The organism is Thermostichus sp. OS-CIW-26 (assembly GCF_054058395.1).
This window is the reverse complement of the sequence record NZ_JBSSAG010000012.1, coordinates 34748-54304: the sequence shown is the minus strand read 5'-3', so window position 1 is coordinate 54304 and position 19557 is coordinate 34748. Positions and strand designations below refer to the sequence as shown.

General features: G+C 59.2%; 17 protein-coding genes. 13 read left to right on the top strand and 4 right to left on the bottom strand.

Going from position 1 to position 19557, the window contains the following annotated elements; all coding sequences use genetic code 11:
- Positions 1-6 precede the first annotated feature (6 nt).
- Positions 7-2850: an isoleucine--tRNA ligase gene (gene ileS, locus ACVW0C_RS07065; protein ID WP_457384743.1), complete on the bottom strand. Its 2844-nt coding sequence runs from the start codon at positions 2848-2850 to the stop codon at positions 7-9.
- A gap of 755 nt (positions 2851-3605) precedes the next feature.
- Positions 3606-4520, bottom strand: coding sequence for a Cif family virulence factor (locus tag ACVW0C_RS07060; protein ID WP_414390385.1), 915 nt, complete (start codon positions 4518-4520; stop codon positions 3606-3608).
- 120 nt (positions 4521-4640) lie between these two features.
- Between ACVW0C_RS07060 and ACVW0C_RS07055 the strand changes: the two genes are divergently transcribed.
- Positions 4641-5015, top strand: coding sequence for a rhodanese-like domain-containing protein (locus ACVW0C_RS07055; RefSeq protein ID WP_011432658.1), 375 nt, complete (start codon positions 4641-4643; stop codon positions 5013-5015).
- Between the two features lie 157 nt (positions 5016-5172).
- Positions 5173-6969, top strand: coding sequence for an aminopeptidase P family protein (locus ACVW0C_RS07050; RefSeq protein ID WP_457384742.1), 1797 nt, complete (start codon positions 5173-5175; stop codon positions 6967-6969).
- A gap of 27 nt (positions 6970-6996) precedes the next feature.
- Here ACVW0C_RS07050 and rlmN read toward each other — a convergent pair whose 3' ends face one another.
- The gene (rlmN, locus tag ACVW0C_RS07045) at positions 6997-8055 is read right to left on the bottom strand and encodes a 23S rRNA (adenine(2503)-C(2))-methyltransferase RlmN (RefSeq protein ID WP_457384741.1); all 1059 of its coding nucleotides are present in this window, start codon (positions 8053-8055) and stop codon (positions 6997-6999) included.
- 724 nt (positions 8056-8779) lie between these two features.
- Here rlmN and ACVW0C_RS07040 point away from each other — a divergent pair.
- The 7 genes from ACVW0C_RS07040 (at position 8780) to ACVW0C_RS07010 (ending at position 14732) form a co-directional block, all read left to right on the top strand.
- Positions 8780-9436, top strand: coding sequence for a CpcT/CpeT family chromophore lyase (locus ACVW0C_RS07040; RefSeq protein WP_457384740.1), 657 nt, complete (start codon positions 8780-8782; stop codon positions 9434-9436).
- 112 nt (positions 9437-9548) lie between these two features.
- Complete coding sequence (locus ACVW0C_RS07035) at positions 9549-10751, top strand: RNA-guided endonuclease InsQ/TnpB family protein (RefSeq protein WP_457384739.1); 1203 nt, start codon at positions 9549-9551, stop codon at positions 10749-10751.
- Positions 10752-10867: 116 nt separating this feature from the next.
- Positions 10868-11227: a YihY/virulence factor BrkB family protein gene (locus tag ACVW0C_RS07030; protein ID WP_414418851.1), complete on the top strand. Its 360-nt coding sequence runs from the start codon at positions 10868-10870 to the stop codon at positions 11225-11227.
- 24 nt (positions 11228-11251) lie between these two features.
- Positions 11252-12343, top strand: a complete 1092-nt coding sequence (locus ACVW0C_RS07025; protein ID WP_414416909.1) for an L-threonylcarbamoyladenylate synthase — start codon at positions 11252-11254, stop codon at positions 12341-12343.
- Between the two features lie 14 nt (positions 12344-12357).
- Positions 12358-12888, top strand: coding sequence for a 5-(carboxyamino)imidazole ribonucleotide mutase (gene purE / locus ACVW0C_RS07020; RefSeq protein ID WP_457384738.1), 531 nt, complete (start codon positions 12358-12360; stop codon positions 12886-12888).
- A gap of 80 nt (positions 12889-12968) precedes the next feature.
- Positions 12969-13727, top strand: coding sequence for a hypothetical protein (locus ACVW0C_RS07015; protein WP_457384737.1), 759 nt, complete (start codon positions 12969-12971; stop codon positions 13725-13727).
- A 324-nt stretch (positions 13728-14051) separates the two neighbouring features.
- The gene (locus tag ACVW0C_RS07010) at positions 14052-14732 is read left to right on the top strand and encodes a DUF3318 domain-containing protein (RefSeq protein WP_414390730.1); all 681 of its coding nucleotides are present in this window, start codon (positions 14052-14054) and stop codon (positions 14730-14732) included.
- A 4-nt stretch (positions 14733-14736) separates the two neighbouring features.
- On the opposite strand, the gene ACVW0C_RS07005 is transcribed toward ACVW0C_RS07010, so the two are convergent.
- Positions 14737-15690, bottom strand: a complete 954-nt coding sequence (locus ACVW0C_RS07005) for an asparaginase (RefSeq protein WP_414424459.1) — start codon at positions 15688-15690, stop codon at positions 14737-14739.
- A 142-nt stretch (positions 15691-15832) separates the two neighbouring features.
- Between ACVW0C_RS07005 and ACVW0C_RS07000 the strand changes: the two genes are divergently transcribed.
- From ACVW0C_RS07000 to ACVW0C_RS06985, 4 genes are all read left to right on the top strand, one after another.
- Entirely contained in the window at positions 15833-16627 is a 795-nt protein-coding gene (locus ACVW0C_RS07000) for a sirohydrochlorin chelatase (protein ID WP_457384736.1), read from the top strand.
- Positions 16628-16691: 64 nt separating this feature from the next.
- Positions 16692-17474 carry a uroporphyrinogen-III C-methyltransferase gene (cobA, locus tag ACVW0C_RS06995; protein WP_011432673.1) on the top strand — a complete coding sequence of 261 codons (783 nt, stop codon included), beginning with the start codon at positions 16692-16694 and terminating at the stop codon, positions 17472-17474.
- Positions 17471-18259, top strand: coding sequence for an ABC transporter permease (locus ACVW0C_RS06990; RefSeq protein WP_414400686.1), 789 nt, complete (start codon positions 17471-17473; stop codon positions 18257-18259). The genes cobA and ACVW0C_RS06990 overlap by 4 nt, the downstream gene beginning before the upstream one ends.
- 94 nt (positions 18260-18353) lie before the next feature.
- The gene (locus ACVW0C_RS06985; protein ID WP_457384735.1) at positions 18354-19547 is read left to right on the top strand and encodes an RNA-guided endonuclease InsQ/TnpB family protein; all 1194 of its coding nucleotides are present in this window, start codon (positions 18354-18356) and stop codon (positions 19545-19547) included.
- Positions 19548-19557 lie beyond the last annotated feature (10 nt).

The following is a 19557-nucleotide window of genomic DNA, read 5'->3' as shown; positions in this document are numbered from 1 at the left end:
ACTAATTCAAAACTCCCCGGCCAGAGCGGCTACACAACGCTCACACAGCTCTGGATGTTCGGCAAATTCCCCCACACGGGTGGAATAGTTCCAGCAGCGCACGCACTTTTGGCCGTCAGCCGGAAAAACAGAGACCTCCAAGCCTTGACCTGAGGTTTTCTCCAGTTCCACCTGTGAGGTGATGAACAAGTAGCGCAACTCGGCAGCCCGCTCCTGCAAAAGAGCGTATAGGCTGGGATCCGCTACCTTCAGGATTACCTTGGCCTCGGTGGAAGCGCCGATGGGCTTAAAGGACTCCGTCCCGCTAACGCGACCGGTACGGGCTTGCTCCAGAGCCTTGTTCACCTCTTGGCGCACCTCTCGCAGCTGCTCCCAAATGGCCGCCAACTGGGGATCCCGCCAGTGCTCCGGCAGCTTCATCCACCCCCCCTCAAACACCGAACGGGTGGGCTTGGGATAGGGCAGATGGCTCCAAATCTCTTCGGCCAGGTGGGAGAGAACGGGGGCGATGGCCTTGGCCAAGTTCTCCAGCAACAGGGAGAGCACCGTTTGACATTGTCGCCGCCGTAGACTTTGGGCATGGCTGATGTAGAGGCGATCCTTGCCAATATCCAGGTAAAAGTTGGAGAGATCCACCACACAAAAGTTCTGAATCGCCTGGAAAAATCGGTAGAACTGATAGCTGGCAAAAGATTCGCCGATCTCGGATCCCACCTCGTGCAGGCGGTGCAGAATGTAGCGATCCAACTCCGTCAAGGCTTCAAAAGGAACGGCATCCTGAGCCGGATTGAAATCGTAGAGGTTGCTCAGCAAAAAGCGAGCTGTGTTGCGGATTTTGCGATATACATCCGCCATTTGCCCAAGAATGGTCTTACCCAGCGGCACATCCCCGGAGTAGTCCACACTGGAGACCCACAGGCGCAGCACATCCGCCCCGTAGGCGGGATCCGTCTGGGGATCTTTGCCGCCGTTGATTAACACCAGCGGATCGATGACATTCCCCAGGGACTTGCTCATTTTCTGGCCCTTCTCGTCCAGCACAAACCCATGGGTGAGCACCGCCTTGTAGGGGGCATGGCCGTTGACGGCCACGGAGGTAAGCAAACTGGATTGGAACCAGCCTCGGTGTTGGTCGGAGCCTTCCAAATACAGATCCACCGGGTAGCCCAGCCCTTGGGCCTTGGCCACTGCCGCCCAGGAGGAGCCGGAGTCAAACCACACGTCCATGGTGTCCATCCCTTTGCGGTAGGTGCGGCCATTGTGGCGGTACTTCTCCGGCAGCAACTCCTCCACCGGGCGCTTCCACCAGGCGTCGGATCCCTCTTGGGCAAAAATGGCCTTGATGTGGTCGAGGGTCTCGGCGGTGAGCAGAACCTCGCCGGTTTCTTCGTCGTAAAAGACGGGGATGGGCACGCCCCAAGCCCGCTGGCGGGAAATACACCAATCCGAACGCTCCGACACCATAGCAGTGATGCGGTTCTCCCCGATGGCCGGGATCCATTTCACGGTTTTAATGGCCTGCAGGGCCAGCTCCCGGAAGCCAGCTACAGACGCAAACCACTGCTCGGTGGCCCGGAAAATCGTTGGCTCTTTCGTGCGCCAGTCGTAGGGATATTTGTGGTTGTAGGGCTCTTCCTTGAGCAAAGCCCCCGCAGCCTGCAGAGCCTGGATGACAGCAGCATTGCCGCTGGTCTCCGGCTTCTTGGAGAGCACATCCAACCCGACGAACTGGGATCCAGCCTCGGCGGTAAATCTCCCCTGATCGTCCACAGGGCTGAGAATGGGCAGACCATACTTTTGGCCGGTTTTGAAGTCATCTTCCCCATGCCCCGGAGCTGTGTGCACAATGCCGGTGCCGGACTCGGTGGTGACGTAGTCCCCCAGCACGCAGAGGCTGGCGCGGTCAAAGAGGGGGTGCCGTCCTTGACTGTATTCCAGGGCGGATCCCGGCAGGGTGGCCTTGATCTCCAGAGGCGTCTCCAGAACCTTCTCCAGCCGCTCCCGCAGATCGGCGGCGATCAACAGCAGGCCGAAGCGGGGAGACTCCACCACTGCATAGGTGAGCTTGGGGTTAAAGCAGAGAGCCAGGTTGGCCGGGATCGTCCAAGGGGTGGTGGTCCAGATGGCTGCCCGCAGGCCCGGCATGAAAGGCTCCAAAACCGGCTGCGCCGCCGGACTCAGGCTCTGTAGCGGAAAGGCCACGTAGATGCTGGGGGAGATGTGGTTGTCAGGGTACTCCAGCTCCGCTTCCGCCAGAGCCGTCTGGGAGCTGGGGCTCCAGTGGACGGGTTTGAGGCCGCGGTAGATGTAGCCCTTGAGGGCCATTTGTCCAAACACCTCAATCTGTGCGGCTTCGTACTCCGGCGACAGCGTCAGGTAGGGCCGATCCCAGGATCCCCATACCCCCAGGCGCTGAAAACTGGCCCGCTGCACATCAACGTAGTGCAGGGCGTACTCCTTGGCTTTTTGTCGCAGCTGCAGAGGGGTGAGGTTTTCCCGCTCCTGCGGGGTGAGGCTTTGCAACACTTTCAGTTCGATGGGCAGGCCGTGGCAATCCCAGCCGGGCACGTAGCGCACCTTGCGCCCCTGCAGGATGTGGTACTTGTTGACGATATCCTTGAGGATCTTGTTGAGGGTGGTGCCCATGTGGATATCGCCATTGGCGTAGGGCGGTCCATCGTGCAGGACAAAGGGATCCCCAGGATTGTGGTCGGCAAGGCGCTGGTAGATTTGCTCTTCCTGCCAAAAGGCTTGAATGGCGGGTTCTCTCTTGGCGGCCTCTGCCCGCATGGGAAACTGAGTTTGGGGCAGGTTGAGGGTACTTTTGTAGTCCACGGCAACTCGAGCCAACTAGAGGGCGTCCTTCTATCCTACGCTGTTGCCTTATCCTCAGCAGTCCATCCCTCACCCCTCTTGTGGGACAGGGGATCCGAAGCCCACAGTCACCCAGAGCGCCTGGAGCTCTCAAACGGCTCCAACAAACCACCGCATGAACTCCCTGATCGAGAAAACAAGAAAAGATTTGTGCTAGTCTCAGGGTGTCGTTTAGTAAGGGAGGTTCCTGCGGATGCCAGATAGTAGTAGTTGTAAGGGTCGTCAAGTTGGGTTCAGCCGGCTGTGCGCCGGGGCTGTTCTCTAACGGTCTGAACTTAGATCCTTCAGTCTGCTGAAGAGTCTTCACGTTCTGGCTCGCTTGGAGTTCCTCCCGGCAGTCAGGTTCCAGTTGAAGGCCCGCTAGACCGCTCTTTCCCTGACCGCCTGTTGTTGCCTTGGGGGTGGGAGAGAGCGGATAGTTTTGCAGATAGCTGTAGCGGGGCTTGGAATGGACGGGCGTCTAAAGATGTCAATGTTTCTTGAGGTTGGGTCCTTTCAAGACACCTCGACCCAACCTTTCGAGACCCCTCGGGATTGTTCGGTCAATTGCTGGCAGGAGTGGGGCGATCCACCACCGGAGCACCAAGGGAGTCGCCGCTATCGCAACCGCTCAAAGATAGGGCCAGCACCAGAAAGCAAACAAGCTGAGGGGCGCATAGTTTCCCATCTTAACAAGCTCAACTGCCTGTCCAGATTACCCCAGAGCCATTCCTCATCATCCTGAAGATTTCCTAAGGGACGGTGGGGATGGCCAGGGATCCCTCCAGAGCCAAGCGATCGCTGACGATAAGACGCCGACTCTCCAGCGTGATGCCGGTTTGGTTAACCAACATCACAGAAATCCACTCAGCACCGGGTTCTTGCGGAGCATCTGCCTGTAGGAAGATCCCTCCGGCCTGTAGAGGTTCGAGAGCAAACGAGGTCACCTCTGGGTAGCCCGCCCCGGCAACGGGTTGTTCGGCAACGGCGCCCAACAGCAAAGAGTGGGTGAGAGGCTCTGCCACAATCGCCTGCAGCGAATAGGTGGATCCCGGTTTGACCACCTCCGGCAGGTTCAAGGTGACGGTGGGAGGGGCAGATCCAGAGGTGAGGGTGCTGGCCTCCCGCAGCACTTCTTGGTCAATCAACAGCAGTTGTCCGGGATTGGCTGGATCCGGGCGATAGCGATTGCGCACCAGGGCAGAGGCTTCTACCTGAAAGTCCCCCCGCACCGAGGATTGGGATCCCTCTACTTGGCTGAGAATATCCGCAACAATCTCAGGGCCCACCTGCCGCCAGGAGAGGATCTGGGCCGAATAGGTGAGCTTGGGATGAGAGCTCCACAGCTTGCGGATGGCACCTTCCACCTCTTCCCGGTCCAGCCCATCTCGGTGGCGGAAGTCGGGGCTGTAGCCGGCCATCACCCCTGGCAAATCCCGCCGGTTGGCGGCGGCCACCTGCTGGCTTAGCCACTCCACCAGGGCGGCTGGCGGTGGGCTGGAAACTTGCCGCTGGATCCCACTTTCTAGGGGCATCGGGGCAGCTTGGGCCCAAGCCGAGGACTCCGTCCGGCTGACGTGACCGGCTGTCAATCCAAGGGGGATGCTCCAGCTCACGGCCAGAGCAAGGGGCCAAAGCAGTTGCGGAAAGTTAGATCGGGATTTCAAGCCATGGGCCTCCAGCCGGCAAATCTGGATCCCAGTCTAGCCTTAGGGCAGTTGGGATCCCAAAGTCCAGACCAGATAAGATCGATTGGAATAAGCTTTGGCTCATAGCGCCTGTTCTCCATGGCTCCCCAGCACTCTCCAGCTTTCTTGGCCCTGGTCAACGAGGCCAAAAGCCGCATCCAAGAACTGACAGTCGAGCAGGTCAGGCAAAAACAACTGCAAGGGGATCCCTTCTATTTTGTGGATGTGCGGGAAGAGTCGGAGTGGCAAGCCGGCCACGCTGCCGGAGCCATCCACTTGAGCAAAGGGATCATTGAGCGGGACATCGAGAGGGTGATCCCCGACAAAGAAGCGGAGATCGTCCTGTACTGCGGCGGCGGGTTTCGTTCGGCGTTGGCAGCCGATAACCTACAGAAAATGGGCTATCGTCGGGTGATCTCGATGGATGGGGGCATGCGGGCTTGGCGGGAAGCGGGTTTTCCTGAGGAGCGCTAGAGCTGGCGGATTTCTTCCCTCACCCATAGGAAGAGGGAGGTATTGGCTGCTATCTGGCTGCTATCTGAAATGGCCGACCACTGAAGGCGGGAAGTGGGGGCGGCCCAACCTTGTTTAGAATGGCGATAGCCTGGCCGTTTAGCTTTACCCCTCTGCCATGCTCCAAACCCTGCCCCGCCTGGATGTTGCTGCCCGTTTGCAGCAGTTGCGCCAGCTTCTGCAAGAGCAAGATCTGGATGGCTTTTGGGTTCCCTCTGCCGATGAGCATCTCAACGAGTATTTGCCGGAACATCGCAAGCGGCGCCAGTGGATCACAGGCTTTACCGGCTCGGTGGGGGATGCCCTGATCAGTCGGGATAGGGCTTGGCTGTGGGTAGATCCCCGCTATCACGAACAGGCGGAGCGGGAGGTGGATCCCAACCTATTCACAGTGATCAAAGGAGGTCTGCCGAATCAGCCCAGCCTGATGGAGATTGTGGAAGAGCTGGGATCCGGCTTTCGCCTGGGGGTGGATCCCTTTACGGTGGCGGTGGCCACCTATCGCCAGTTGCAGGCCCATGCCCAAGCGGGAGGGGTGCTTTTGATCCCGGTCGTGGAAAACTTGGTAGATAAGTTGGCCCAGGGACTTACCGCTCCCTTTGACCGGCCCATTGACTCGGTACCCACCCACCTAAGCGGGGCCACCCCTGCAGAAAAGCTGGCCCAAGTCCGGCAGGAGATGCGCCGCAAACGGGTGGGGCTGCTGCCCCTGACCAAATTGGATCAGGTGGCCTGGCTGTTTAACCTGCGGGGATCCGACATCCCCTACAACCCAGTGTTTTGGGCCTATGCTTTGGTCAGCCTAGATAGAGCGGCTCTATTCACAGATCTGGAGCGGCTCAGTCCCCCATCTCGGCAATTTCTGGCAGAAGCCGGGGTGGAACTCTGGCCCTACGAGACCTACAGCCAACAACTGCCCCAATGGGCCAAGAGCTATGCGCCGGTGGGCTTGGATCCCAAGCAGACCACCCAGGGCACTCAAGAGCTGCTGCAGGATGCGAGCTGCCGCGAGCTGGAGCACCCAGTAGAAGCCCTCAAGGCCGTGAAAAACCCCACCGAGCTGGAACAGATGCGCCTGGCCAACCGCAAAGCCAGCCGGGCCAAGATCCGTACCCTGGCCTGGATCGACCGGCAAATCCAACAGGGGATCCCCATCAGCGAAGCCGACGTGGCCGCGATCATGGAGGCCCACTACCGGGAGGAAGGGGAGTGGGTGGGTCTGAGCTTTAACACCATTGCCGGCGCCGGCGCCAACAGCTCCATCATCCACTACAGCACTCCAGATCCCCAAAAGCTGCTGCAGCCGGGCGAACTGTTTTTGTTGGACTCCGGATCCCACTACTTGGGGGGCACCACCGACGATACCCGCACCGTTTGGATTGGCCCGCAACCCGCGGATCCCTTGTGCAAGCGGCGCTATACCGAGGTGCTCAAGGCCCACATTCAATGCGCCCGCCAGATCTTCCCCCCCGACACCTATGGAGTCTCGTTGGATGGGATCGCCCGCTCTACCCTTTGGCAGGCCGGGCTGGACTATGGCCATGGCACCGGCCACGGTGTCGGCGCCTTTTTGAATGTCCACGAGGGGCCCAACGGGATCCACCGCCGCGCCAGCACCCCTCTCAAAGTGGGCATGATCAACAGCATCGAGCCGGGCTACTACCAGCCGGGATGGGGTGGGATCCGCCTGGAGAACCTCTACGAGGTGATTGCCATTCCCGAGCCCGAGGGCTGGATGGGCTTTCGCTCCCTAACTTGGATCCCTTTTGATGGGCGCTTAATCGATTGGGAACTGTTGAACGAGGTGCAGCGAGCCTGGCTGGACGAGTATCACCGGCAGGTTTACGCCATGCACCACGCCACCTTGCCAGAACAGGATGCCGCCTGGCTAAAATGCGCCTGCGGACTGAGCTGATGTACTCGCGCAAGCGTTGCGCGGCGATTACAAATCCCCTGGCAAAGAACGCAGGAAGGATCCCCGCAGTTGACCACATGCGGCATTGCCATCCAAGCCACGGGTTTGGCGCACGGTGGCCCGCACCTGGTGTTGCTCAAGCTGGCGGACGAACGCTTTGACTCGTGCCGGGTGGGGGCGTTGATAGTCGGCTCCAGAGATAGGGTTGTAAGGGATCAGGTTCACGTGCAGTTGTACCCCTGACCGGCTGGCCTGCTGCAGCAATTGCGCCAGTTGGCGGGCATGAATGGGCAGGTCGTTGACCCCCGATAGCAGGGTATATTCAAAACTGACTCGCCGCCCGGTGCGCAGCATGTAGTCGCGGCAATCCTGGATCAGAGTGTCCAGAGGGTAGTGGGCTGCCGAAGGGATCAACCGTTGCCGCAGGTCTTGATTGGGGGCATGCAAGCTGACGGCCAGGGTAACTTGCAGATCCTGCTGCGCCAGCCAGGCAATTTGCCGGGGTACCCCCACCGTCGAGAGGGTGATATGCCGTTGGCCGATGCCGATATCTTGATTCAGGCTGCGGATGGCTTGTACCACCGTATCGCGGTTGAGCAGGGGTTCCCCCATGCCCATAAAGACCACATGGCTGACGCGACGGCCAAAATCTTCCTGCACCGTCAACACCTGATCCAGAATCTCGTGCAGCTCTAGGTTGCGCCGGTAGCCCATCTTGCCGGTGGCACAGAAATCGCAGGCCATCGGGCAGCCCACCTGAGAAGAGACGCAGACCGTCAGACGCTTGGCCGTTGGGATCCCTACCGTTTCGATCAACTGCCCATCCGCCAACCCCAGCAGAAACTTCACAGTACCATCGCGGGCCTCTGTCCGCTGTACAATGCGCGAGCGTCCCACTGGGTAGCTTTGCACCGCCTCTCGCCAAGCCCTAGGAAACACCGTCACCTGTTCCAGGGAGCGGATCCCTTTTTGGTAGATCCAAGCATGCAGTTGTTGCCCGCGATAGGCCGGCTGTCCTTGGGCAACCGCCCAGTCTTTCAGAGCAGACAAGGACTGCCCCAGCAGGGGAATGGGTAGGGCCGACATCAATACCATCTTAGACGAGATCTCAAGAGCATGACTCTAGTCAATAATAAGCTCAACTATACTGAAAATAATGTATAATATGTTCAGTACGGATTACTACCAGTTGATCTTTCTGTTTACTTTCGAGTCTGCCAACATGGTAGCCAAAGCAAAGCAGAAAATTGGTAGTAAGACGACACGGAAACTGCGCTTTGGGTATTCTACTCAAAGCTTTGCGGGATACCGCCATTCTGTTTGGACTCCGTCCCGCTAACGCGAATGGAAACAAACAGAATGCTATCGCTGCATAGTTGAACAGTGATGTTCAGCAGTGTTCAGCGTAAATGTATCAGGCACAGGAGTCCGGCTCCTCTACTCTAGCCTGTCCCTGCAACCCAATCCCCTTCAAGAACTCCGTCCGAGTGGCGCGAACGGCCTCGTCGCCACAGGGTTGCGGTTCCCCTGCCCATGGCAACAACTCCGCCAGAGACAGGGCGGGTGACGGTAAGCAACAATGCTCTCTTAAATCCCTTAAATTCCCTTAAATAAATTAAATCAAGTTGCCCAAGGGCTTTTCCACCCCGCACTCAAGTACAGGGCTACCAAGCTATTCCCTGGTGTAGTTTTGTAGAGTGTGTTATGGAGTGCGCCATCGCGACGGAGTCCCTGACAGTTGGACAAAGTCTGCAGGATCAGGAGTGCTCAAACAGAATCTTCTCAATCTCTATTGAATCTATCTGAACCTATGTCTGTTTCCGCCCAACTGGCCCAACTGGCCACCTGGATGGCAGGGCACTTCAACAACCTGCAGCAGGCGCTCGCAGAGCCCGTCTGGTTTGCCAACATTCATGTGTACCAATGCCCCTTGCCTTGGTCGGTGTTCCAGGGGGTGGGGTTTTACGTGGAGCAACTGTACGACATTTATCCTGAGCAGCCTTACCGACAGCGGGTGATCCACCTCTTCGACACTCCAGATGGGATCCGGATTCAAAACTATGCTTTGACGGCTCCTGACTCCTACAGGTGCGCCGGTCGAGAGTTGTTGCTATGCAACGCTTACGCGAAGGGGAAATTGGCCGGTCTGACAGCAGCGGAGTTGGAACTCTTGCCCGGCTGTGTCACCCAGGTGGAATGGACGGGATCCTGCTATCGGGGCCGCAGCCTGCCCGGCAAAGGCTGTATTGTTGAACGCAAAGGCAGAACCACCTATTTGTACAGCGAGTTTGAGATCGGAGCCGACTACTTTCACAGCTTGGATCAAGGTCGGGATCCGGAGACCGATCAAGTGATCTGGGGATCCCTATCCGGGCCTTTTCGGTTTGTCAAAAAGCAAGATTTTTCCCAGTACCTACCGCAGTGGGCTGAAGTGCTGAACCATGAGGCTGCTGGAGCGACTGGTTGAGCGGCTGTGGGCGCTGGGGATCCCGTTCGCGCCGTCAGCTAGAAATCGCAGGAGCCCCGCACTGTACCCGTAGGGTCAGTGTCGGGAGGAATGCGGAAGTTACGATAGAACCATGACCCAAGTCCTGACCGTCTCCTGTAAGCTCAAGGTGTCCCAGTCGCAGGCCGCAAAGTTGGACGCGACCTTGGATGCCTTTGTGCAGGCGTTGAACTGGGTCAACCAAAACACGCCCGAGAAAGTCACCAACGCCGTTAAACTTCAATCTCTGTGCTACCGCGAAATCCGTGCCCGGTTCGGCTTGTCCAGTAACTTGGCAAGGACTACGTCCCGCTTACGCGACCAGCAGGTCTGCAGACGGCTGGCCGGTGCCCGCAAGGTTGCCCGACAGAAAAACCGCCCCGTCAAAGCGTTGTCGCTACGCGACGCTAACGCGAACAAGGGGGGCTTCGCGACCTATGACGCTCGTATCTTTTCGTTCCGCGAGAAAGACTGGACGGTGTCGCTGACCACAGTGGAGGGTCGAGAGCGCTTTGAGCTGGCGATTGGCCGTTACCAGAGAGAACAGTTGGCGGGCTCCAATCCCAAATCGGCCACTCTGGTCAAGCGCAGAGACGGCTCCTACTACATCCAGATTTGCGTAGAGAAAAAACCACCCAAGCAACAAGATACCGACAAGGTGATCGGGGTGGATTTGGGAAGGATAGATATCGCTCATACCTCAGAGGGGAAGAACTGGAATGGACAGCAGTTGAACAGAGTCCGAGACCACTACTCCCGGTTGAGGGCGGTACTCCAACGCAAAGCCAGTAAGGGCACACGCAGTTCGCGGCGCAGATGCAGAGAACTGCTGCAACGGCTGTCTGGCAAGGAGAGACGCTTTCAAGCGTGGGTCAATCATCGCATCTCCAAAGCTATTGTCTCTAGGGCAAAGGTCACAAACAGCGCTATTGCTCTGGAAGACTTGACAGGGATCCGGGAAAGGGTCAATCAACAGCCACGCAGCAAAGCTGAACGGCGCAGGGCCAACAGTTGGGCGTTCTACCAGCTGAGGCAGTTTCTGGAATACAAGGCTCTGCGTGCAGGGGTTACCTTGATTCTGGTGCCGCCTGCCTACACGTCGCAGACCTGCCACCGGTGTTTGCACATTCATCCCGACCCTGCGCAATCCTATCGCAGTGGGAAGCAGTTTAAGTGTGGACACTGTGGATGGGAAGGGGATGCGGATTTGAATGGTGCGAATGTGATTGCGCTTTTGGGGGCTGCTGTAAACCAGCCTAGAGGTTCGTGGTTGGCTTGCCAACTGCAGGGCTACTGAAAGCCCGCGCTACACTGCTAAGGCGGTGTAGGGTCGGGTAGTTTACTGCCAGCTTTTTGCGCTTCTTGTACAGGAAAGCGGGATTCTTAGCGCAGGAAGTTGGCGGGCCGACTCAGTTGGATCCCCTGCGAGAGCTGGGGCTGAACTTGTGGGGGATCCTCACCTGGCCGATTTCGCTGGGGCTGGTCGTCTTCTCCTGCTGGGTGCTGTATCGATTTGGCCCCAGCTTGCGCCGACCCCAAATCCCGATTTGGCCGGGGGCCATCGTGGCCAGCCTACTGTGGGTTGGGGTGTCGTGGGGGCTGCGGATTTACGTGGAGCACTTTGGGCAGTTCAACCAAGTCTACGGGGCGGTGGGGGCAGTTATTGTGCTGCTGCTCTGGGTTTGGCTCACTTCCTTGGCGCTGCTGTTTGGGGATCAAATCAACATCGCTCTCTACCAGGCGCGAAAATGGATTGCAGAACGGGATCCCTAGCCCCACCCCAAATCCGAGTTATGGATGCAGACGGAAATTCTTTCGCCCACTCCTGAGCACATTGCCGTAGCGGCTGCGGCCTTGCTGCAGGGCCAGTTGGTGGCCATCCCCACGGAGACGGTTTACGGCCTGGCGGGCAATGGCTTGGATGAGCAGGCAGTGGCAAACATTTTTGCCGCCAAGGAGCGCCCCCGCTTCGATCCCCTGATCCTGCATCTGCCGGCTGGGGTGACCCTAGAGCAGCTGCAGGGGTGGCTGGTGGATGTGTCGGCTTTTACTCCCACCGCCCGTGCTCTGCTGGGATCCCTGATCGACACCTTCTGGCCGGGGCCCCTAACCTTGGTGCTGCCCAAGTGTCCCACCGTGCCGGATCTGGTGAGCAGCGGGTTGCCTACTGTTGCCCTGCGGGTGCCTGCTCACCCGGTGGCTCAAGCTTTGTTGCAGGCGGTGCAAACCCCTCTGGCTGCCCCCAGTGCCAATCGCTTTGGCCGCATCAGCCCCACCTCAGCCCAGGCCGTCTATGCAGAGTTGGGAGGGCGGATCCCTTACATCTTGGATGGGGGAGAGTGTGCTGTGGGCCTGGAGTCCACCGTGCTAAAGCTCAGCCCCGAAGGGATCCCAACGCTGCTGCGCCCAGGAGGGATCCCACTGGAAGCCCTGGAGGCCCACCTGGGGTTGCCCATCCGGTTGCCCCCAGAACAGGCCCCCAAGGATGGCACAACGGGCCCGCCAGAAGCGCCGGGACGACTGAGCAGCCACTATGCCCCCAGTAAGCCCCTCCGGCTTTTGCCCACCCCTTTTGCCCAGCTTCAGCCCGGCGATTGGCAACAGGTGCAGCACCTGACAACCGGTCATTCCCACCTGGGCATCCTCAGCTTTGCCACGGATCCGCAGGCTCTGCTGAACACCCTCTCCCGCCATTGGCCGGGGATCACGTTCAGTTTGGAGTGTTTGGGTTCGGATCCCAAGGCAGCCGCCCGCGCCCTCTTTGCCAGCCTGCGCCGCCTGGATGAGGGAGATGCCACACTCCTATTGGCAGAACCCCCGCCCATCTCGACGGGGTTGGGCTATGCGATGATGGATCGGCTACGCCGGGCCAGCAGCCTTTCGCGTTAGCGTCGCTTAGCGATATGGAACCTTCCCCCCTCGTTGCCATCGTAATGGGCAGCGATTCCGATTTGCCCACCCTTGCACCTGCCGCCCAGGTGTGTGAGGAGTTTGGGATCCCTTACCAATTGCAGATCCTCAGCGCCCATCGCACTCCCGAGGCGATGGTAGAGTTTGCCCGCCGCGCCCATACCCAAGGGATTCGCGTCATTATTGCCGGGGCAGGGGGAGCAGCCCATTTGCCGGGGATGGTGGCGTCCCTCACCCCTCTGCCGGTGATCGGGGTGCCGGTGCTCAGCCCATCCCTGCAGGGGATCGACTCCTTATACTCGATTGTGCAAATGCCCAAAGGGATCCCGGTGGCCACGGTGGCCATTGGCAACGGCTACAATGCGGGTCTGCTGGCGGTGCAGATCCTAGCCAGTGGGGATCCCGATCTGCTCCGGCGGGTGATCGCCTATCGGGAAAGCCTAAAACAGGCGGTGCAGGAGAAAAACGATCAGTTGCAAGCCCAAGGGTGGAAAGCCTATCTCGACTCCACCGGCAAAGCATAAGAGCATAATTTAGAGAACGTTGACCTATCTTGCCGCCTTGCAAAGGGCCAGATAGGGCCGAGTTTTGGGAGTTGCCATCGGTGAAACATCAATCGGGTCGCCCTTCTTCCGGCCAGGGATCCTGGTCAGAGTATCTGCAGCGGGTGGGGCGTGGGGCAGTGGAGACGGGATCCCAAGTTGCTCTGTGGATCCTATCGGGGCCGCAATGGCGGGTTCTGGCCCTGTCGGGCTTGGCATTGGCAGGGCTGGCCTTCTGGAATGGGCGGCTGGCGCTCTCTCTGGGGGTGGGCACCTTGGTGATGTTGGGGCTACAGGGGGTGCGCAGCCCTGAGTTCAACCGCCGCTGGCAGGAGTGGCAAGCTTGGTTTCGGCAGGCGGATCGCTGGCTTTTGCTGGCAATTGGTTCGGGAGCAGCCGCCACCTTGGGCACCTACACCCTCATCTCCATCTGGGCAGAATCCACCCAACGCTGGCTGGCCACCGGTGCCATTCTACAGGGATTGGCCACTCTAGCCTTGTTGTCGCTGCTGTTTGGGGAGTGGCTCAGGGGCCGACAAGAGCGGCAACGGTCTCAATTGGAGCGCGACCTCAGCGACATTGCTTCTCCCGATCCCTTCCGACGGCTGGCGGGCGTTCGCCGCTTGCAGAGCTTAATGTCCCACCTGGATCCCGAGCAAACCCGGCTGGCGGTGGATTATCTGCGGTTGGCCCTCGACCAAGAGACGGTAGCGGTTGTGCGGGAAGCCCTGCTGGAGGCCCTACAGGGATGGGGGATCCTGCGCCGCCTCAACGATTTGACCAATCTCAAACACCCCAGCAGGGATCCCTCTTCAAACTAAGATAACGGCTGTCTTGGTCCTCAAGGGTTTGACTGGGATGATAAATTCAGTCCCTTGGGCAATCCGCCAAATAGATTGCTCACCTCAGGTTTAGCTAAACCGCCGAGAAGCCCCGCGCTGTATGCGTAGCAACCCTGCGGGAAGCTAGCTACAGGGTCGGGAGTATGTTACGCGGCATACCCCCTTTCCATCTAGGCTCAGGCTTGTCCCTCTGCCGCCAGCCCTATTGCAAAAAGCTTGCTTGGAGCTGGCCTGCAAGGAAGGCTAGAATCTTTTACTATGGGTAATCCTCTCCAGGCGCTCCCTTAGCCGCACTGTGCCAGCATGTATACCATTTCCGACTTTGACCGCCTGATCCAGTTTCTCCCAGTGGAGATCCGCCCTGAAGTGCAGATCGAGATCGGCACCCCTGACCAGTCTCGGGTTGTGCAGCCGTTGTGGCGCTTCCCCTGGCAAAAGTACTCTCGCTTTGCCATTGACCTCAGCCGTTGGCAGAAGCTGAGCCCTGACCAGCAGAAGATCTACTTCTTGCGAGAAGCGGTGATGGCCACAGAGCTGGCTTTGGGGGATAACTGGTCGGCGTTGTTGCTGTATCCCGCCTTGATCGGGGCCGGCAGCATGGGCATTTTGGTAGAGCTGCAGATGGGAGATAACCTCGGCGTTGGCTTAGCAGCAGGCTTGGCCGCGTCAGCGGTGTTTCTGTTGCGCAAAGCGGAGAAGGGCCAGAAGGCCCAGGTAGCAGCCGACGAGTTTGCCGTGCGCTATGCCTCCCAGAATGGCTACACCTCCGAGCAAGCTGCTGCTATCTTGCTGAGCGCGCTGCAGCAGGTGGCCATCCTCGAAGATCGCGTCAAGAACGACTACGACACCACCATGCGCCGCCGCAACCTGGAGTTCTTGGCGCAGCGGGGCCTGGGATCCGGCACTCTAACCATCAACCCCAAGTACCGCAACAAAGGCCAGAGCTCCAACCCCAATCCTTACCAAAACCCCTTCCAGCGCTGAGTCTTCAAGGCATGCGCAGCTCCCCTTCTACCTCGAGGCGGGTGTAGGGGCCGACGCGAAGGAAGCGCTCCCCTAGCATCTCGGCGGCGGCAGGCTGGATCCAGCCCATGCGCTGCAGCAGGTGCAAAGCCAGGGCATACTTGGCCCGGGCGGCTCCATCCTGGACCTTGATGGCCAGGCCCATGCCTTCCCCCACCCGGCCAATGCACTGGATCCCTTCAGCACCCGATTTGCTCACCAGATCCCCTTGAGTAGCCCGCATCAACTCCGTGTCGAAACACCCCTGTCCAGCCACCATCTCCGGGTGATGGGTCATGGCCCGTGCTACCGATTCCAAGTCGGGCCGCTCGCCAGCAGTCAGTTGGGCGAATAGGGAGGCCAGGTGATTCAGTTGCAGTTGGTAGGTGGGCACCCCACAGTCATCCCGCGCAAACAAAAACTCTTCCGAGGGCATTTGCAGCAAATCCGCCAACTTGGCCCGCACTAGGGCTTGCACCGGATGCTGCCGCTGGGCGTAGTCTGACAAGGTCCAGTTTTGGGCGCGGCTGGCCACGAGCATGCCAGCATGTTTGCCGGAGCAGTTGTGGCACAGGGGGCTGGGCTTGCCGGGTGGGGTGGGGCAGACCAGCAAATCGGGAGACAGATCGGCCCGCCACAGTATACTGAACACCTGCCGCGCATGAGCCGTGGTGCCCTGATGGGATCCGCACATGATGGCAATATCTTTCTCAGTGAGGCGGTAGCGCTCGCGGATGCCGGTGGAGAGCATGGCCAGCGCTTGGAAAGGCTTGAGGGCAGAACGGGCAAAGACGGGGGTGGTGCTGTTGCCGGCCATGGCCAGAGAACGCCCGCGGCTATCGGCCACGACAGCTTGGCAATGATGGATAGATTCGGTCAACCCCTCCCGCAAGACATGGATTAAGAGTTCAGGGGCGGTGGAACGATTCTCAAATGACATGAAAACCTGGGAAAGGGCTGACGAAGCTGGGAAAGAGGGTGTGTACTCTTCAAATCATACGCGCAGATCCTACACGAGAAGTTGGCGGGATCCCCTAAAGTAGCAAAATGGAACCCTTCCGCTCGGATCCCTGACCTCTGCCATGTCCTCCAATCCCCTGGTGTTTTTGGTCTGTCACGGCAGCCGGGATCCCGATTATCAGCAGGCTTTGGCAGATTTGTTGGCCCGGGTGCAGCAGCAGCTGGCTCCCCAGCCGGTGGAGCTGGCCCAGTTGGAAGGTCAGCCTCTCACCCTGACCGAACAGATTCAAGGACGGCTGGCAGCTTGGCTGGGCGCAGGCCGATCTCCCGATCAAGTGGTGCTGCTGTCGCTGTTTATGGGCGAGGGATCCCATGTGGAAGAGGATTTACCGGCTGCGGTGAAGCAGGTTCAAGCTCGCTGGCCGCGCCTGCCCATCCGGTTAACACCCCCCATTGGCCAGCACCCGGCCCTCCTGGATCTGTTGGTGGCTCGCATTCTGGCTCCACAGCCCTCTTGCTCTGCAACGCTCAGGCAATCCGGCGAACGGGCAGATGCCTGGATTGTGCTTGGCCATGGCAGCCGTCTGCCGGGGTTTGCCGCCCAGCTCCAAGCAGGGATCCAAACTGTGCAACGGCGCTTGCCCGAGATCCCCTTGCATGTGGCTTTTGCTGCCCAGTCCCCCACCTTAGAAGCGGTCGTGATCCATTGCTTGCGCCTTAGCCAGTGCCGTCTACGGGTGCTGCCGTTTTTTCTCTTTCCAGGCGGTCTGCTGCGCGCCCTACAAGAACAGGCTCAGCGATTACAGCGGGAATGGCCTCTGCTCCAAATCCAGGTGGAGCCGCCCCTCTGGCGGGATCCTCAACTGATGCAGGCCATTGTGGAGACACTCCAGGCTTTTAGCCCGGCGCTGGAATAGCCGAATCTTTCCCGTTCCCTCAAAATGGATATTTCCAACAGCAATGACGCGACCAGGACTTGAGATGGGCAAAGTGTATTTGGTGGGGGCAGGGCCTGGGGATCCAGGGCTGCTGACGGTGAAGGGAAAGGCGCTACTCGCCCACGCGGATGTGGTCATCTACGATGCTCTGGTGGGATCCTCCATCCTGGAGCTGATCCCGCCGACGGCAGAACGGATCTATGCTGGCAAACACTGCGGCGCTCACACCTTGCCCCAGGAGCAGATCACAGCCTTGCTGATGGAGAAAGCTCGGACGGCAGCCGTGGTGGTGCGGCTCAAAGGGGGGGATCCCTTCATCTTTGGGCGGGGGGGAGAGGAGATGTTGGCTCTGGTGCAGGCCGGGATCCCAGTGGAGGTGGTGCCGGGAATTACGGCGGGCATTGCCGCCAGCGCCTATGCCGGGATCCCTCTCACCCATCGCGACCTCAGCTCTTCGGTTGCTTTTGTAACCGGACATGAGGCGGCAGGGAAATACCGCCCTCAGGTCAATTGGCGGGCTTTGGCCGGGGCGGTGGAAACCCTGGTGATCTACATGGGCATGCACAACCTCAGCCACATTGCCGCTGAATTGTTGGCCGGAGGGAAAGCTCCCGATACCCCGGTTGCCCTGATCCGCTGGGGCACCACCCCTGAGCAAGAGATTCATCTGCTCCGCCTGCAGACTCTGGCTGGGCAGCCCTCGCCCGTGGCACCGCCTTCAATTGTTGTGGTGGGAGCGGTGGTCAGCCTGGCCAGCTTGTTGCCCACTTTGCGTCCGCCAGTCTCGTATTGCTCCGCAGCGCTTGCGCAACCGGAATCTCCATGAACGCCTTCTTTCGCAAGTTGGGTGCCCTCTTCTCCGCCTACTACGCCTACATGCTGGAGTACCGGGCCGAGCTGATCCTGTGGGTGTTGGCCGGATCCCTGCCCCTGATCATGATGGGGGTGTGGAGCGAGGCAGCCCGCTCAGGAGACTTCTCGCTGTCTGCTCTGGAGTTCATCCGCTACTTTCTGGCGGTGTTCCTGGTGCGCCAGTTCACCATCGTCTGGGTCATCTGGGACTTTGAGCGAGAGGTGGTCGAAGGCAAATTATCTCCTCGCCTGTTGCAGCCTCTGGATCCCGCTTGGCACCATGTGGCCAGCCACCTGATGGAGCGCTTGGCCCGTCTCCCCTTTACCCTGGTTTTAATCGCCCTTTTCTTCGTCCTCTACCCCCGTGCCTTTTGGATCCCCTCTTGGGCCCAGGCGGGGCTGGGATCCCTGGCCATTCTCCTGGCTTTTGCCCTGCGCTTTCTCATGCAGTACACCCTGGCGCTGCTGGCCTTTTGGGTGGAACGGGTGACGGCCTTGGAGCAATTCCATTTTTTGGTGTACTTGTTTTTCTCGGGGGTGATCGCTCCTCTGGAGGTGTTCCCACCACCCGTGCGCCAGGTCTTGGCCTGGACACCCTTCCCCTACCTAGTGCATTTTCCCGCCAGCCTCTGGGCAGGGATCCCGGTGGATATTCTGGGCGGCTTTGGCATGGGCCTGGCCTGGACGGGCCTGCTTTGGCTGGCTAACCGCTGGTTGTGGCGCAAAGGCTTGCAACAGTACTCGGGAATGGGAGCTTAGAGGGCCAGGTTCAGCTAGAAATCGCAGGAGCCCCGCACTGTACCCGTAGGGTCAGTGTCGGGAGGAATGCGCTTTGATGAAGTACAATTAACTTATGAGCCAAGTCCTGACCGTCTCCTGTAAGCTCAAGGCGTCCCAGTCGCAAGCCGCCAAATTGGACGCGACGATGGAGGCTTTTGGCCAAGCCTTGAACTGGGTCAACCAGAACACGCCGGAGAAGATCGTCAACGCGGTCAAACTGCAATCCCTTTGCTACTACGAGATTCGAGCCCGGTTCGGCTTGTCCAGTAACTTGGCTCAACAGGTGTGCAGACGGGTGGCAGGCGCTCGCAAAGTGGCGAGACAGCGCAACCGTCCGGTTAAAGAGTTCAAGCGTAGGTTCGTTACCTACGACGCACGTATCTTTTCATTCCGCGAGAAAGACTGGACGGTGTCGCTGACCACGGTGGAAGGGAGAGAACGCTTTGAGCTAGCCATTGGTAACTACCAGAGGGGAATGCTGGCTGGCTCTAACCCCAAATCGGCCACCCTAGTCCAGCGGAAGGATGGCTCCTACTACATCCAGATTTGCGTAGAGGGAAAGCCACCCAAGCAACAAGATACCGACAAGGTGATCGGGGTGGACTTGGGAAGGACGGATATCGCCCATACGTCAGACGGGGACAACTGGAATGGACAGCAGCTGAACAGAGTCCGCGACCACTACTCCCGACTGAGGGCGGCACTCCAACGCAAAGCCAGTAAGGGCACACGCAGTTCGCGGCGCAGATGCAGAGAACTGCTGCAACGGCTGTCTGGCAAGGAGAGACGCTTTCAAGCGTGGGTCAATCATCGCATCTCCAAAGCTATTGTCTCTAGGGCAAAGACCACAAACAGCGCTATTGCTCTGGAAGACTTGACAGGGATCCGGGAAAGGGTCAATCAACAGCCACGCAGCAAAGCTGAACGGCGCAGGGCCAACAGTTGGGCGTTCTACCAGCTGAGGCAGTTTCTGGAATACAAGGCTCTGCGTGCAGGGGTTGCTTTGATTCTGGTACCGCCTGCCTACACGTCGCAGACCTGTCACCGGTGTTTGCACATTCATCCCGACCCTGCGCAATCCTACCGCAGTGGCAAGTCGTTCAAGTGTGGGCACTGTGGATGGGAAGGGGATGCGGATTTGAATGGTGCGAATGTGATTGCGCTTTTGGGGGCTGCCGTAAACCAGCCTAGAGGTCCGGGCTTGTTTTGTTCTCTGGTAGAGCAGAACAGGCTCAGGGCTACTGAAAGCCCGCTCCGTACCGCTTAGCGGTCGGAGC